Source organism: Symploca atlantica LB2515 (genome assembly GCF_052546295.1).
Window position 1 is genome coordinate 5,985,581 of the sequence record NZ_JBQWMT010000001.1, and the last position, 14,741, is coordinate 6,000,321.

At 43.6% G+C, this 14,741-nt stretch carries 15 protein-coding genes and 1 pseudogene; 11 read left to right on the plus strand and 5 right to left on the minus strand.

The features are described from left to right. Positions 1-15: 15 nt before the first annotated feature. Entirely contained in the window at positions 16-1,392 is a 1,377-nt protein-coding gene (locus ACT7WV_RS24810; RefSeq protein WP_445105433.1) for an SPOR domain-containing protein, read from the minus strand. A gap of 193 nt (positions 1,393-1,585) precedes the next feature. Between ACT7WV_RS24810 and ACT7WV_RS24815 the strand changes: the two genes are divergently transcribed. Together ACT7WV_RS24815 and ACT7WV_RS24820 are read left to right on the plus strand one after the other, a co-directional pair. Then, the gene (locus ACT7WV_RS24815; RefSeq protein ID WP_445105434.1) at positions 1,586-2,173 is read left to right on the plus strand and encodes a DciA family protein; all 588 of its coding nucleotides are present in this window, start codon (positions 1,586-1,588) and stop codon (positions 2,171-2,173) included. Positions 2,174-2,707: 534 nt separating this feature from the next. Continuing rightward, the gene (locus ACT7WV_RS24820) at positions 2,708-3,016 is read left to right on the plus strand and encodes a hypothetical protein (RefSeq protein WP_445105435.1); all 309 of its coding nucleotides are present in this window, start codon (positions 2,708-2,710) and stop codon (positions 3,014-3,016) included. Between the two features lie 384 nt (positions 3,017-3,400). On the opposite strand, the gene menB is transcribed toward ACT7WV_RS24820, so the two are convergent. Beyond that, complete coding sequence (menB, locus tag ACT7WV_RS24825) at positions 3,401-4,234, minus strand: 1,4-dihydroxy-2-naphthoyl-CoA synthase (RefSeq protein WP_445105737.1); 834 nt, start codon at positions 4,232-4,234, stop codon at positions 3,401-3,403. Between the two features lie 97 nt (positions 4,235-4,331). Further along, positions 4,332-4,691, minus strand: a pseudogene (gene tnpA, locus ACT7WV_RS24830) (IS200/IS605 family transposase). A gap of 220 nt (positions 4,692-4,911) precedes the next feature. Here tnpA (ACT7WV_RS24830) and ACT7WV_RS24835 point away from each other — a divergent pair. The 4 genes from ACT7WV_RS24835 to ACT7WV_RS24850 all read left to right on the plus strand — a co-directional run bounded on the left by ACT7WV_RS24835 (position 4,912) and on the right by ACT7WV_RS24850 (position 8,439). Beyond that, positions 4,912-6,015 carry a glycosyltransferase family protein gene (locus ACT7WV_RS24835; protein ID WP_445105436.1) on the plus strand — a complete coding sequence of 368 codons (1,104 nt, stop codon included), beginning with the start codon at positions 4,912-4,914 and terminating at the stop codon, positions 6,013-6,015. 781 nt (positions 6,016-6,796) lie between these two features. Then, positions 6,797-7,507: a hypothetical protein gene (locus tag ACT7WV_RS24840; protein WP_445105437.1), complete on the plus strand. Its 711-nt coding sequence runs from the start codon at positions 6,797-6,799 to the stop codon at positions 7,505-7,507. Positions 7,508-7,516: 9 nt separating this feature from the next. Beyond that, positions 7,517-7,969 carry a hypothetical protein gene (locus ACT7WV_RS24845; protein WP_445105438.1) on the plus strand — a complete coding sequence of 151 codons (453 nt, stop codon included), beginning with the start codon at positions 7,517-7,519 and terminating at the stop codon, positions 7,967-7,969. A 50-nt stretch (positions 7,970-8,019) separates the two neighbouring features. After that, positions 8,020-8,439: a secondary thiamine-phosphate synthase enzyme YjbQ gene (locus tag ACT7WV_RS24850; RefSeq protein ID WP_445105439.1), complete on the plus strand. Its 420-nt coding sequence runs from the start codon at positions 8,020-8,022 to the stop codon at positions 8,437-8,439. A gap of 404 nt (positions 8,440-8,843) precedes the next feature. Here ACT7WV_RS24850 and tnpA (ACT7WV_RS24855) read toward each other — a convergent pair whose 3' ends face one another. Next, entirely contained in the window at positions 8,844-9,248 is a 405-nt protein-coding gene (tnpA, locus tag ACT7WV_RS24855) for an IS200/IS605 family transposase (RefSeq protein ID WP_445103581.1), read from the minus strand. A 61-nt stretch (positions 9,249-9,309) separates the two neighbouring features. On the opposite strand from tnpA (ACT7WV_RS24855), the gene ACT7WV_RS24860 reads away from it, so the two are divergent. Beyond that, positions 9,310-10,557 carry an RNA-guided endonuclease InsQ/TnpB family protein gene (locus tag ACT7WV_RS24860; protein WP_445103582.1) on the plus strand — a complete coding sequence of 416 codons (1,248 nt, stop codon included), beginning with the start codon at positions 9,310-9,312 and terminating at the stop codon, positions 10,555-10,557. Positions 10,558-10,591: 34 nt separating this feature from the next. Here the strand turns inward: ACT7WV_RS24860 and ACT7WV_RS24865 are convergent, their stop codons facing one another. Next, positions 10,592-10,972 carry a hypothetical protein gene (locus tag ACT7WV_RS24865; protein ID WP_445105440.1) on the minus strand — a complete coding sequence of 127 codons (381 nt, stop codon included), beginning with the start codon at positions 10,970-10,972 and terminating at the stop codon, positions 10,592-10,594. Positions 10,973-11,331: 359 nt separating this feature from the next. On the opposite strand from ACT7WV_RS24865, the gene ACT7WV_RS24870 reads away from it, so the two are divergent. From ACT7WV_RS24870 to ACT7WV_RS24885, 4 genes are all read left to right on the plus strand, one after another. Then, the gene (locus tag ACT7WV_RS24870; protein WP_445105441.1) at positions 11,332-11,976 is read left to right on the plus strand and encodes a methyltransferase domain-containing protein; all 645 of its coding nucleotides are present in this window, start codon (positions 11,332-11,334) and stop codon (positions 11,974-11,976) included. A 544-nt stretch (positions 11,977-12,520) separates the two neighbouring features. Next, positions 12,521-12,805 carry a hypothetical protein gene (locus ACT7WV_RS24875; protein WP_445105442.1) on the plus strand — a complete coding sequence of 95 codons (285 nt, stop codon included), beginning with the start codon at positions 12,521-12,523 and terminating at the stop codon, positions 12,803-12,805. A gap of 294 nt (positions 12,806-13,099) precedes the next feature. Next, positions 13,100-13,357 (plus strand): hypothetical protein, encoded by a 258-nt coding sequence (locus ACT7WV_RS24880; RefSeq protein ID WP_445105443.1) that lies wholly within the window; start codon positions 13,100-13,102, stop codon positions 13,355-13,357. Between the two features lie 273 nt (positions 13,358-13,630). Next, positions 13,631-14,683 (plus strand): fatty acid desaturase, encoded by a 1,053-nt coding sequence (locus ACT7WV_RS24885; RefSeq protein WP_445105444.1) that lies wholly within the window; start codon positions 13,631-13,633, stop codon positions 14,681-14,683. Positions 14,684-14,741 lie beyond the last annotated feature (58 nt).

The window sequence follows — 14,741 nt, forward strand, 5'->3', positions numbered from 1 at the left end:
CCCCAGAAAACTATCTTAAGGATGATAAATTGAGGCAGAAATTCCCTGTTGCTGGAGCTGATTAACCAAACTCCGGGCATCAGCCTCTTTCTCTAAAGCTCCCATCTGAATCAGAGTACCTTGTGGCAGTTGGCGCACATAGGCATCGGGAACAATTTGCCTTGCCTCTGCCAAAGACTGATCGCCTTTGTAATTAATTAGCACGTAGTAGTATTTATCCCCACCTGCTGTGTTGCTATCTTGACTTGTCGAGGTAGCTGCTTGTTGTTGCGTGGCTGTTGGTGAAGTCGGGTTCTCTTGCCTGCTAGCAGCAGCACTGGGGCTTTCTAGTGGAGTAAGTGGGGGTGCAGGCAGTTGTCTGACGGCTCTAGGTTGGGGTGCAGAGGGCAAAAGCGCCTGGGATAAACTGGAGGAGTCTCCAGAACGACCCTGGCTAGGAGCAGCGTAGTTGGGTTGCTCTGGGCCTGAGGAGGGCAAATCTGGCAGCACAGGTACAGCTACAGGCTCTGGTGTTGGTGTCGGAGCCGCTTCTAGGCGAGGTAGGGTATCGAGATTAACAGCTTCAAACTCTTTATTAGCCAGATTTGGACCACCAAGTGATTGTGATTCTTGGACTGAATCACCATTGGTTTGGCTGCTCTGGGTAGAGTTCTCCTCCCCAGATTGACTTAAACCAAGAACACTAAGTACAGAACTACGGACTGATTGATTAGTGGCAATATACACCAGGCTGGAACACAACAGCAGCAAAAGTAACATCGAACCCACAGCCAAGGGAGTCAGTAGGATATTAGTAGAACGCTCTGGAGACTCAGTTGCCGCTTCTTCTTCCCCCAAACTCTCCAGCAGTTTTTCCGATGATTCGAGATAATCATCTGGTTGTCCTTGAGCAGGGGCTGAATTTACCAAATCCTCTCCCTCTTTCGTCGGCTGCTCAGAAAGAGTTAATTCTGAAGTATCCTTGACCTCAGTGGTGGAAGACTCAGTAACAGGAGTATCACCGAACTCAGAAGTAACGGTATTTGCTGTTTCCGACTGATCAGATCCAGATGTCGGTTCTTTGGGCGTTTCTTGGGAAGGCTCAGCCTGTGGTGTTTGGGTAAGCAGTGCTAACGGGAATGTCATCGTGGAAGCAGCATTGAGCTTTCCTGAAGTTAGCGGCTGATTCTTATCTTGTGCGGTACTCAGAGAAATAAGCTTAAGGGGTTTACGTGCTTGGTTACGACCAAGTCCACGGGGACGCGTCACTGGACGTCCGGCTTGTTGGCGTCGATAACGGGCTAATTCTTCTTCTAGGTGTACATCAAGGCTACTTAGAGCTGCCTGTAAAACTGGGTTAATTGATGGGTTTGGCAAGGAGCTGGAGGACTCAACCGACTTGTTTTGGCTCATGGGGAGTGCGTTATCGTAAGTCTTTGATTTCTCATCCTATAACAGGATTTTTAGAGTTGAAGCAACCAATTAAATTACAAGATCAAGAGATGCCGTTTTATCATCAGTTGCACTAGGATTTAAATGCAGATGAGTTGGCACTAGGAGAGTTGCTCCTCAAGATGAACGTAATAGGCGGGGAAGAACAGGATTTATGTTTAAATCCCTAAACCATATAATAAGTGCCGTAGAGAGTCAGCCGCACTGGCGAGATATACAGCAATTTCGATACTTAATAAAATGCTGGTCTCAAGCCGTTGGAACCAAGGTGGCAAGCCAAACCAGACCCCATTCTCTATCTAGAGACATTCTGTATGTTGCCACTTCTAGCTCGGTGTGGGCACAAGAGCTGAAATTTAAGCGTCGTTTTATTTTGAAAAAGCTGAACGCCAAGTTACCTAGCCCGGTAAATGATATTCGTTTTTCTACTGCTCAGTGGCAAAAACCTTTAGTGAGGGTGAACTCGGCAGCTAGTAAACCCCTTGATTCCCCAGAGAAGTATTCTAGTTGGATGGCTTCCCAGTTGAGCACAACTAGCGATGGCGCAGCCTCTTTATCGTCCTCGGAGCAAAGTACTCTCCCTTTAGAACCGCACTCGGCTTTTAATGACTGGGCTGAAGGTATACAGACGCGATCGCAAAAATTGCCCCTTTGCCCTCAGTGTCAATGCCCCACACCACCAGAAGAACTACAGCGCTGGCATGTCTGTAGTTTATGTGCTACTAAGCAGTGGCGATCTTAGCCAATTGTTTACCTTACCTAACACACTTGGTTTTCTCTGAACTCAGGAACAGCCGTCCTGAGGCTTTAGGAATACTCCCTGAAGTGATAAATCTGCTCTCACAACCCCCGTTTTCGTCAATAGTCTCTTCTCTCCCCCTTATCGTCCTTGCTTGTCTCCCTATTAGAGACTGATTTGGTATGAGCAGGGGGGTTAATACCTTTGATGGTGAGATGGTAGGCACTTATTCTGTTGACTTTTTTAAGTTCTGAGCGTTGACCTGGTAATTTATCAGCTAATTTACGTCTACAGATATAAGCGATAAAAGACCAAAGCTTTTTAGTTTTTTGTTTGATCCCCATAGCTTTTGGCTATAAATAAGGTCTTTTCTTTTATCCAGAGAGGAATCGTATCTTTTTTTTAAGCTGATCGTGTACTTGTATTAATTAATTCTAAAGAAAAAATAAATATCTTAAATCTTTTGTGTGATTCAGTAGGAATATTACACCTAGAAGGAAATAAAAGTTCTTCTTGAAAAAAACTCCAGGGAAAACTATGAAAACATCAAGCTTTTCGATTTCTGCTTGCCGACTTTGTCGCTATTATCAGCCAGAGGGACGGCGTGGCGGCCTCTGTCAGCAACTCGGAGTGCCTGTCAAAGCTTGCTGGAAACCTTGTGCTTTAGCTCTCGAACCTTTTGCCACTTCTTGGAAGGGTTTAGATGTAATTTGGCAGAAAGACGAACTGATAAGTTCAGCTGAACTTAATGTAAATTGCTCAACAAGGGAATCTGAACAAAATTTACCGCATGGAAATGGTGTTGTACAGCGGGAAAGTTTAACTGCTGAGATGGCAATTGTTTAAAGCACCATTGATTGCTGGCTTATGCGAGACCTGATTTGAGACCACCTTAATAAGTTGTCGATTGTCGTTAATTGCTGCCGTAATAACTGAGGTAATTGAGACAAATCAGCTAACAAAGTTTGCTTTGCAATCTGCGTTTTTACAGGTTTCAAATAAAATAAGCTTCCGCCTTTAAAAAAACAAAGATTTCAGTCAGATAACAAACATAACCAATAGTAGCTTTTGTTGTCAAAAAGCGCATCTTTATTAAAGATGCGCTTTTTGATTAAGAGATAGAGAAGTTAATTCAGCACTCAGGAATAATAAGATTACAAGACTGCTTCGCAATTCTTCCTAATAAGTAGCAGACAAGAAGAAAAACGGTATTAACCCTTCTACATGGCACTAGGGTAACCAAGGATATTGACGGAAATCAGGGGGTCGTTTTTCCAAAAAAGCTTGTTTACCTTCCGCCCCTTCCTCAGTCATGTAGTAGAGTAAGGTGGCATTACCAGCAAGTTCTTGTAAACCAGCTTGACCGTCACAGTCAGCATTAAAGGCAGCTTTTAGACAACGGATAGCAATCGGGCTATGGGCTAAAATATCTTTTGCCCACTGTACGCCTTCAGCTTCTAGCCGTTCCACTGGGACAACAGTGTTAACTAAACCCATATCCAATGCCTGAGACGCTGTGTACTGACGACAGAGAAACCAGATTTCTCTTGCCTTTTTTTGACCGACAATTCTGGCAAGATAGCTAGCCCCAAATCCACCATCGAAGCTACCAACTTTCGGTCCTGTTTGACCAAAGATAGCGTTGTCAGCAGCTATAGTCAGGTCACAAATTAAGTGAAGGACATGACCACCCCCAATAGCGTAGCCAGCAACTAAGGCAATCACCACTTTGGGCATAGAGCGCATCAGACGTTGCAAATCTAGTACATTTAAGCGAGGAACTCCATCATCTCCAACGTACCCAGCTTTGCCTCTGACACTTTGGTCACCGCCGGCGCAGAAAGCATATTTACCATCAGTGTGGGGACCAGCACCAGTCAAAAGTACCACACCAATGCTTGTATCTTCACGGGCGTCACAGAAGGCATCGTAGAGTTCAAATACCGTTTGGGGACGAAAGGCATTGCGTTTATGGGGACGATTGATGGTGATTTTGGCAATACCGTCGGTTTTGTCGTAGAGAACATCTTCGTAAGTTTTTGCGCTTTGCCAGTCGATGGGCATATTTATTTCTACTTTAGGTGTTGAATGTTCCTCATCATTTTCGGAGTAATACTGGCAGTATTGTGCATCGAGACGTAGATTAACTGTTTGACCAAAATTAACCGGATTCAAGCCCCGCACTTCCAGGGCGGCTTTGACCTTTAATATACTGCTTCAGCACCTCGATTGGGTTACCGCCAACGGATACAGCAAAATAAATGGAACTCCCTTCAAGGCGTTAACAATCTGAGAAATAGACAGCTTGGGTGGATACTCGATTCGCACTTGAATATGATCTGATTTCCCCTTTAAACTCTAAAGTCTTGAAATTCATTTTATTGGCTACGGTTTTCAAAGATTCTTCAATCAGCTTCAATCCATGATCATTGAATACTGGTTTTTGATATTTTGTTACACAAACCAAGTGAGTTTTTAGGTCAGTAACGCTATGCCTTTCTCGTCTGTACACGGTTGCGATGGATTGCAGACCGATGTACGATAACAGCGATGAAGGCAAGATACCAGTAGAGAATTTATCCAACAGACTAACGGCTTAGAAAGCTCTCTAGAGACTTTGTAATTTTTCTGCTGCTTGAGGTAATACCGGGATTCTTCGCCAAGATAAAATTAGCAATATGAGTAGCAGGTAAATTTGTTAGCTTGTAGCTGGCACTAGTAACTCAAACCTACTACCGAGAATGTCTCGACCAGTTTTATATATTGCGATCACTAACCACGGTTTCGGTCATGCTGTTAGAGCATCTTCCGTAGCTGCGGCTATTCAAAGAATCTGTCCAGACATCCTGCTGATGCTAGTGACGACGGCACCACGCTGGCTGTTGGAATCTTATATTCCAGGCGATTTTATCCACCGTCCCCGCGCTTTTGACCTCGGTGTCATTCAAGCTGATAGCTTGAGTATGGATCAAGGGGCAACATTGGAAAAACTGCGGCATATTCGCTCTGCAGCTAACTCCATTATTACCAGCGAAGTTGATTATATCCGTACCAACCGAGTGGGGCTAATTCTAGCAGATATTCCTTTCTTGGCAGCAACTATTGCTAAAGCTGCTGGTATCCCTTGCTGGATGATGAGTAACTTTGGCTGGGACTTCATCTACCGAGATTGGGGAGGAGAATTTGCCGAGATTGCCGACTGGATTAGTGAGTGCTACGGAGATTGCGATCGCTTGTTTCGTCTCCCTTTACACGAACCGATGAGTGCTTTTCCTCAGATCACCGATGTGGGCTTAACTGGCGGCACTCCAGGCTATAGCCCAGACTATCTGAAAAGCCAGTTCAATCTAAGTGTACCCCAAGAAAAAACTATTTTGCTCTCCTTTGGAGGACTTGGTCTTCAGCAAATTCCCTACGAAACTATTTCTGAGTTTGCTGACTGGCAGTTCATCACCTTTGATAGCCAAGCGCCTGATTTACCCAATTTACTAAAAGTTGCGGGCCACGATTACCGACCAGTAGATTTTATGCCTTTGTGTGGGCGAGTTGTCTCTAAGCCAGGGTATAGTACCTTTGCCGAAGCTTTAAAAGTAGGAACTCCGATTGTTTCTCTAATCCGTGACAGTTTTGCTGAGGCACCTCTGCTGCTTGAAGGACTCCAAGATTACGGTGAGCATCAAATTATCCAACCAGCAGAGTTTTTCCGAGGAGACTGGGACTTTTTACGTCAGACTCCACAACCTCCCAGGACATCGCAAAGATTGGCAAAAAATGGTTCAGAGACGATCGCCCAAAGTATTGTTAGCTATTTAACGGGTACAAAGGATCTAGAAACCCCTGGTTGAAAAGGAAAAGCACTTAAAATCCTGAGGTGTAAGGTAGATTTTCCGACAAAAAGCTCGAATCCTATGATAAAATGTATTTGCGATTATTATTACTTAAAATCTAGGGCATATTCCTGTTTTAAAGTGAGTAGCTGCTTCTAAAAGTGAAGTGGTTTGCTTTATTTCATATCCGGGTGGATTTTCCTGTTTGCCTAGCCCTGCCATAGCTCCTATCACAGCCATGCTGCGCTTTCGGAGTTCGCTAGCTTATGTACCACTGAAGGGTTGAGTGTATACTGTCGCACATTTTTTCGGTGTGGCTGCTCGCCCTGCTTATATTTCGCCTCTTGAGTTTTTTGCCCTTAGCTTAACTCAAGAGATCCCTTAACATAATTTCTCCTGTGCAAAAGATGCAGCTTTACTAGTTAACTTTCGCTCCTAATTTTGGTGCAGTCCGAGGCATGGGAACACAGCGACTAGGGGAAAACTTGCAACCTTAAGGCACAGGTTGGAAAAGTTGATCTAGAAGAGAGTGAGTAAAAGCTTTCTCATTTTTGCCCAGATTAATTGGTAAACCCTAAGAATGGCAATAGTAGTACCAAAGCTTCCGCTCTTCTGTTGTTGGCGCTGGCTTGCGCGTAGCGCGTAGTAACTGCCATAGCAAAGGCAGAAAGTAGATCAACTGCTTAAGGGTAGGGGCATAAACACTAAATCTCAGCCGCAAAGTTGAGACTCTCCCAGCAAGCTTTACTGCTTAGCAGGGGAGGATTTTGATTATAGACTCACTGATTCTTTCCCAGCCATGACAGCCACCGCGAACTCCCTTCTAGAGAAAACAGAACAAAAACTAGAGAAAACTGATACCTCTACCTCTAAAACGATAGAGATAACCGAGACAGTCCCAAAAACTGAGGCGGTAGGAACGGCAAAAAAAGCCGAGATACTCAAGAAAAGCGAGACAGCAAAAAAAACCGAGGCCCTTAAGAAAGGAGTACTCAAGAAAACCGAGACAAAAGAAAGCTTTTCTTCCTCTACTCTAGAATTAGCGGCCCAGGATGTCCGCAGGGTAATCAACCAGCAGAGTGAACAAGGTCAAAGTTTGACAACGAAGCTAAATATCTTGTTTGTGACCAACGGTGCTTTATTCACGAGCTTAACCATTTCTCGGTTATTGTTCGTGCCGAGTATCTTCAGTCTGGCAGAAATGCTGGAATTTTTGTTGAACTTCACCCTGTTGATCAATGCTTTTTTACCACGTCAGTTGGCTGTCAGTCCCAATCTGGGAGATAAAAAATTCCTAGAGCGTTACCTAGTTCTTCCAGCAGAAGAGTATCAATTGCGAATGCTTGTTAATCTGGTAGAGACCTATAATGCAAACAAACAGCGACTAGAGGATATTTCTTCATCGCTGAAGTATTCTGCTTACGTCACTTGGGGTGTAGCCTTGACTATTACATTACATGTAGTAGCAGCTTATTTCCTTCCTGTGATTGACCTGAGTAGTTTTGGCTAGATTCAGATTATGAATTCTAAACAAGTTGACGATAAACCATCTGGAGAACAGTTGAGTCTACCGGAACCAGACCGCGATAATATTACGGTCTTGACAAACAACCTGCCTAACAAGCCTATACTGCCTTGGCATCATTATGATTCACCTTGGCGGAATGGAGAAGAGGAAGAACTCAATGAATCTGACACAGAGCAACCAACTGAAGAACTGTGTGAAGAGCAACTAGCGGCAACTGCTGAGTTCTCAGAAACTGAAGAGTTGGTAGAGTTATCCCACACAGAGCAACAGACTGAACAACTGTGTGAAGAACGACTAACAGTAACTGTTGAGTTCTCAGAAACTGAAGAGTTGGTAGACTACATAGAGCAAGAGACGGAGGAGCTTTGTAGCAATCAACCCCTAGCTAAAGCAGAGCAAACAGTGTCGGAAACTGTAGATGATGAACTGCGTCAATTAGGCTAGATCTAGACTGACGCAGTTAAAAAACTTTCGGCTTTAATCTCCATTCATTCATGGCTCATTATCAGAAACAACTCAAAATTCAGACTAGTGGCAAATCTTTCTCCAAAATTACCTCGGAGGTGCAATCTGTTGTTGCCGAGTCGGGGATTGAGATTGGTCTTTGTACAGTTTTTTTGCGTCATACCTCTGCTAGTCTGGTGATTCAAGAAAATGCAGATCCGGATGTTCTGCGTGACTTATCTAACTTTTTTGCCAAGTTGGTGCCAGAAGATGGTAGAAGCTATATTCACGATGCCGAAGGCCCTGACGATATGCCAGCTCATATTCGCACAGCTCTAACAAAAACATCGGAACAGATTCCCTTTGCTCGGGGGCGATTGCTTTTAGGAACCTGGCAGGGAATTTATGTTTGGGAGCATCGGCAACGCGGTCATTATCGAGAAGTTGTAGTTCACCTCACAGGGGATTAACCGCTAACCTTGCCAGTTAATTATGAGTTATTGTCAGGCTAAAGCCAAACATCTATAGATTAAGACGTTTCTGGAAAAATAATTGATTTTAATGAAAGTTTTGCTGTGGAAACTAACGCCTCTGACCATGGTATGGTCAAAAATTGAGAAACTCAATAAGTAAAAATTCCTCAAGAAAACTTATTTGAGTCCTACTCAACTGCAAAATACTTAGCTGACAATTTCAGAATTACCTTCTCGATTTACCTCCGCTATTGAGACTCTACTGACACCAACAACAACTCACCAGACTACTAATCAGTCTGGTGAGTTGATACGGAGGGATGACGTTTCCTCATATTGGCTTGAACAATTAGCGCGGCAGTCCCCATTCTCAGCGAAGCGGAATGGGGAAGGATAGCGCGTCAGGGGCTCTGTTGATTCTGGATATATTTTTTGAGAGTTTCAATAGGCGCACCTCCACAGGAGGCAACATAATAAGAATTAGACCAAAAGGAAACTTTACCCCAGTAATGTTGTTGTACCTCTTCGGGAAATTCTTTCTTGAGCATCCTTGCCGTGGAACTTTTTAGACTGCCAGCAACAGCAGAGATTGAGTTTTTAGGATGGAAGTCCAACAAAATATGTACATGATCAGGTTCCCCATTAAACTCGATTAATTCGCAGAACATTTTATTTGCCACTTGCTTGACCATCTCTTGCAAACGGTCAAGCATTTTTGCGGTAAGTACTTTACGTCGATAGTGAGTGACAAACACAAAGTGTAGTCGCACACTAAAGATACTATGAGAGCCTTTCCTGGCCTGCATCTTGACAGGGTGTACCCGTTAAACTACACTCGTCAGCATACCAGACAAGTCAAGCAAGGCGATGGCGACTAAGCGCATTACTTTTAGACTTTATCCCACAAAAGAAGTAGCTAATAAGATGCATTCTTGGCGCCAGCTTCACTGTGCTTTATACAATGCTTGTGTTGAGCATCGTAGAACTTCTTATCAAAGGTTCAATAAGTCGGTTGGTTACTACGACCAACAGGATTGTTTGCCTGAATTTAAGAAGTGTTGGATAGAGTACAAAGAGCTTGGTAGTCACGCATTGCAAGATACCGTTAAACGTGTTGATTTCGCTTTCCGGAGGTTTTTTAAGCTCAAGTCAGGATATCCAAGGTTTAAAGCTAGTCGTCGTTATAAAGGCTGGACTTATCCTTGTAAGTCAGGGTGGAGTGCCTGTACCAATGGCAAAAATGGTTATCTAAAAATATCTAACCTTGGCAAGCTCAAAATGCGTGGTCAAGCAAGAGATTGGGGTACACCAAAAACTTGCACAATCCTGTTTAAACAAGGCAAGTGGTACGCTTCAATCACTGTTGATTGTGTTCCGACAAGATATCAAACAGGTACTGGAGCTATCGGTTTGGACTTCGGGACTCATCATGCTATTGCTGATTCTAATGGTGGTTTGGTAAACAACCCTCGATTTGTTAAAGTAGCTCAAGCAAAAATCAACAAGATAGCCAAGACTAGTCGCCGCAAGCGTTCACCTAACTTCAAAAAGAAAGTTAAGGCTTCACGACGTTGGAAGAAGACAAATAAAGCTATAGCCAAAATACAGGCTAAGGTAGCAAGACAAAGACAAGATTGGCAACACAAAGTCTCTACACAAATAGCAAGCGGTAATAGCCTGGTAGCGACGGAAAAGCTCAATCTTAAAGGGATGACTCGCAAGGCAAAAGCAGGAAGTAAAAGAAGGCGGCAAAAATCAGGACTTAATCGGTCTTTGCTTGATGTTGGTATTGGGAACCTCAAAGATTTAATCAAGTATAAAGTCTCCGAGGCTGGAGGTTTTTATATTGAGGTTCCTACTCAAAAAGTTAAGCCTTCTCAAACCTGTCCCAATTGCGGTCATCAAAGAAAGAAAACATTAGCAGAACGAGTACATCATTGCGAAAAATGCAACTATCAATGTGATCGTGATATCGCGGCAGCAATGGTTATGCTTCAATATGCAAGGGGGCAGGAACTGTCCTCTTCAGGCGTAGATGAGTCCACCTCTGTTGATTGCGGAAGCTTTAAGCAAGTTGCTCAAGTGAAGCGTCAGAAACGTACAGCTCAGCAATAGCGGCTGTACGTAGTTCATTAAAAGCTCAGTAATTCTAGCCTGTCTGGTAGGAAGTGAGCACCCGTTTAGCCCAGACAGGAAAACGAAAGTTTCGGGAGTTGGGAGAATCTTTGAACTTATTCTCCTGTTCAGTTTCAGTAGCTAGTATTTCTTCCTCTTGCTGAGTAGTAGGAGTTGGTATTAACCTTAAGTCAGTTGGACGGACTACCATGTCACCCCTTACGAGTGCCTCTCGCAACTGACGCCCAGTTTTCCACGCACGAAACTTAGTTGCGCTCCAACGTGGATTAGCGGGATATCCAGCAAAACCAGACCGCAGTGCTGCATGACTATTACTAGGGACAGGGGCGTGAACTAAAATGTTCTCTGCCAACTCTACCATCATGAAGTCGTGTTCCTTGAGTTCTTTACTCACACACTTCACCCCCTCGTATTTTTACAAAACAATGTTTCCCTAACATATTACCAATCTTCTATTCATTGCAAAATATGAAGAAGATAAAAAAACGCCCCTAACCTTGATGGTAAGGGGCTTTAATCAGGGTGCATCTACCATTCCTATATTCTTGGCAATAAGCTCACGATCCGGATAAATAAGATAATTTATCTCGAAGAATCCTGCGTCACCTCAGTAAGTCCATTGGTTTAAGCGAATTTAAGTCCTGATTGTTGAGTTTCAGGCAAGCCAAACTTCTGGGTAAAAGGACTAAGATTGCTTAACATTTCGTAATTCTCTTTACACTGAAAATGTAAGACGATTTTCAGTTGATAACTATGCTACTGCAACCTGAGCAACGCACTAAACTTGATGATAGTGACGACACAGTGTTTTACTCAATGCCACGCTTCGTTACTCACGTCGATGAAGGCTTTATTGACCAGCTAACGCAACTATACCGCGACCGCCTCCAACCCAATACCCGCATCTTCGATATGATGAGTAGCCATGTTTCTCATCTTCCAGAGGAAATGGAATTTGGTCATGTCGAAGGACATGGGATGAATGAGGAAGAACTTATCCAAAATCGCCAACTTGATCATTATCTAGTCCAAAATCTCAACAAAAATCCCCAGCTTCCTTTGCCAGATCAGGATTTTGATGCTGTCCTCAATTGCGTTTCAGTTCAGTATCTCCAATACCCAGATGCCGTCTTTGCTGAAATTTATCGTATCCTTAAACCTGGCGGCATGGCAATTATGAGCTTTTCTAACCGCATGTTTTTTCAAAAAGCGATCGCTGCCTGGCGGGAAGCTTCAGAAGCTAGTCGTGTAGAGTTAGTCAAAAGTTACTTTCAGTCTGTACCTGGATTCAGCAAGCCAGAAGTAATTGCTCGTAAGTCAGACGTTCCTGGCTTTCTTCAGATGATCGGTGTCGGTGGTGGCGATCCCTTTTATGCTGTAGTTGCCCAGCGTTTATAAGTATTATATTGACCGAGAAAGGCAGCTTTAGAGTTAACTTCCCTGTACTCCCCCTCCTTCTCAGCAATATTCAGATTCCCAACTGGTAGTTGGCGCATTAACAAATTATGCTCAGGGGTCAAGGGCAAGCTTCATACACTAATCAGAGCAGATTTTGCTGATAGGTAGAGCTTGATTTGACCCTAGTTTATGTCTAGTTTTTTAAATTACTTGTAACAAAGCTTAATACCATAGTTTGCTGAAAAACTTTTCAAAAGCTTGTGAAAACTAAATTACAGGTCTTTTTACCCAATTTGTTTCTGAGTAAGTGGTTATTAAGTCTTTTTTCTGTATCAAGACATGCTTTGGTAATTCGGGCTTCAATGGAGGTTACAGGAGCAAATGGCTTGAGCTCCATCATCTAGTCTACTCAGTCAATTCCAATGCTGCTTGCGCCAATGACACTGAAGTAGACTCATCCACGGAACCCGACTATTGCTGCAATGCACTTGCCGGGTTGGCGGCTGATTTCGAGCAGGAGTAAGCACTGTAAGGATTAACAATCATGAACCGCGATTCCCAACTAGCTAGACTAATTTTGAACTTTTACCGGGAGGAGCCTCAACAACTCCAACAACTAGAACTGTTGCGCACTTGCAAAGTCTTCCGACGTTGGGGAGTCTTGTATATTCGCTGCCATAATCGAGAAACCGCGGCTGCACTCGCAGGCGCTTGCCAAACGATTGCAGAACCAATTGCCAGACTTAGATTAGCAAAAAAGATCACTATTTTAACCAAGAATAATTTATTGACCACCTTTGCCATTGATTTCAGCAAAATCAGTGCCTAAAAGATTACTGCTCAACTACTAGTGATTCTAAGCAACAGCAAGAGAACTTAATTGAGTACAAGGCTAACTAACCAGATAATAAAACCAATTCAAAAGGCTTTGGATACAATTTCCAAAGCCTTTTATGCATTGATTGAGTTTACTAAACCCAAGATAATTGGGTGTTCAGCAAAAGTTAAGCGGTTTTCTCTGATCAACCAGAAAAAAAACCGACACAAGAAATTTAACAGAACTTGACGTTCGAGATACAATGAGCATTTGATGTAAGTAAGTAAAAATAACTATAAACGACTGATGTCAACTCGTTCATCTAGTCTCATCCCTTTAGCAAGCGTGATTATCGATTCCCCATCAGCGAGAAAAAGTTCACCAGCCTTGAGTGACGAACATCGGCTCATGGAATTAACTAAGTCTCTTTATCAGGCTGATCAGCAAGTTAAGTACTTGCATTTACAGGCAGAAGTGGAATCTCTGTTGCTGCATCTGCAAGTGCTTAAACAGCAGAAATTGAGCTGCTGGGTGCAATCGGAGACCAGGAACCACGAAGAATAGAAGATTATACTGGGTGCGATTTAGTACTGTGGCTAAACCGTACCAGAATTCAGATAATTAGCTTTTAAACAGCCTTCCGACTACTAGTTCTTCCACTACCAATCTCTTGGTTTTGGTAACGCCTAGTATCAGGCGTACCCCTAGAGTGCCAGAGGGTTCGGATGTCAAGAACTCAGAAAACCTTCTAGGCATGCTCAGTTTTTCGGCTACTATGGGAATCGCACTTGTGCAAACAAAAATTAAGATTTCGACCAGGGAGAAGTTAATCTTTTTATGACCATATCGGTAATCAAAGAACCGACCCAAAAGTTCCTATCTACAGCCACTGCTGACAACCTGCGCCTGAAAGACATTCTGCAAACCTTGCCGTCGGAGGTTTTTCAGAAAAATCGCCGTCGAGCCTGGACTTTGGTGCTGGTCAATGTTCTAATGGTCAGCTTGGGTTATGTCGGTCTAGCGTTAGCGCCCTGGTTTCTGTTACCCCTTCTGTGGATTTTTACCGGTACAGCCTTGACCGGTTTTTTTGTGATTGGCCATGATTGTGGTCACCGTTCTTTTGCTAACCGACGCTGGGTCAATGATTTGGTAGGACATTTAGCGTTTTTGCCATTGCTGTATCCCTTCCACGGTTGGCGAATTCTGCACAATTACCATCATACCCACACCAACAAGTTAGATGTAGACAACGCGTGGCAACCCTTTCAAGCAGAATTTTATGCGAGCCAGGGAAGCATCAAACAGTGGCTTTACCAGCGAATGCGGGGTAAATTCTGGTGGCTTGGTTCAATCGCCCATTGGGCACTGCTGCACTTTAACTGGAGTCGGTTTGAAGGGAAACAGCGCTCTCAAGTGAAGTTTTCGGCTTTGGTTGTACTCGGCTTTGCGGCGATCGCTTTTCCTGTAGCCATTGCCACTATTGGTGTTTGGGGATTAGTCAAATTCTGGCTATTACCCTGGATGGTTTACCACTTCTGGATGAGTACCTTCACCATTGTTCACCATACAGCGCCAGATATTCCCTTCACTCCAGAGCCAGAGTGGAATGCGGCTCAAGCGCAGTTATTTGGTTCTGTCCACTGTAATTATCCCCGTTGGGTAGAATTCCTCTGCCACGACATTAATGTCCACATCCCCCATCACGTTTCCACTGCAATTCCTTTCTATAATTTGCGGTTAGCTCATCGCTCTCTTAAAGAAATATGGGGTGATCAACTGCATGAGTGTAGCTTCTCCTGGTCTTTGATGAAACAAATTACACAAAAGTGTCACCTTTATCATCAGCAAGAGTGCTACCAGTCTTTTAGTGACTATTACGCTCAACGATAGATAGCATTCTGGGCAACTGAACTGTTTATCGAGCTTAAACAAACTGCATCCTTCATTT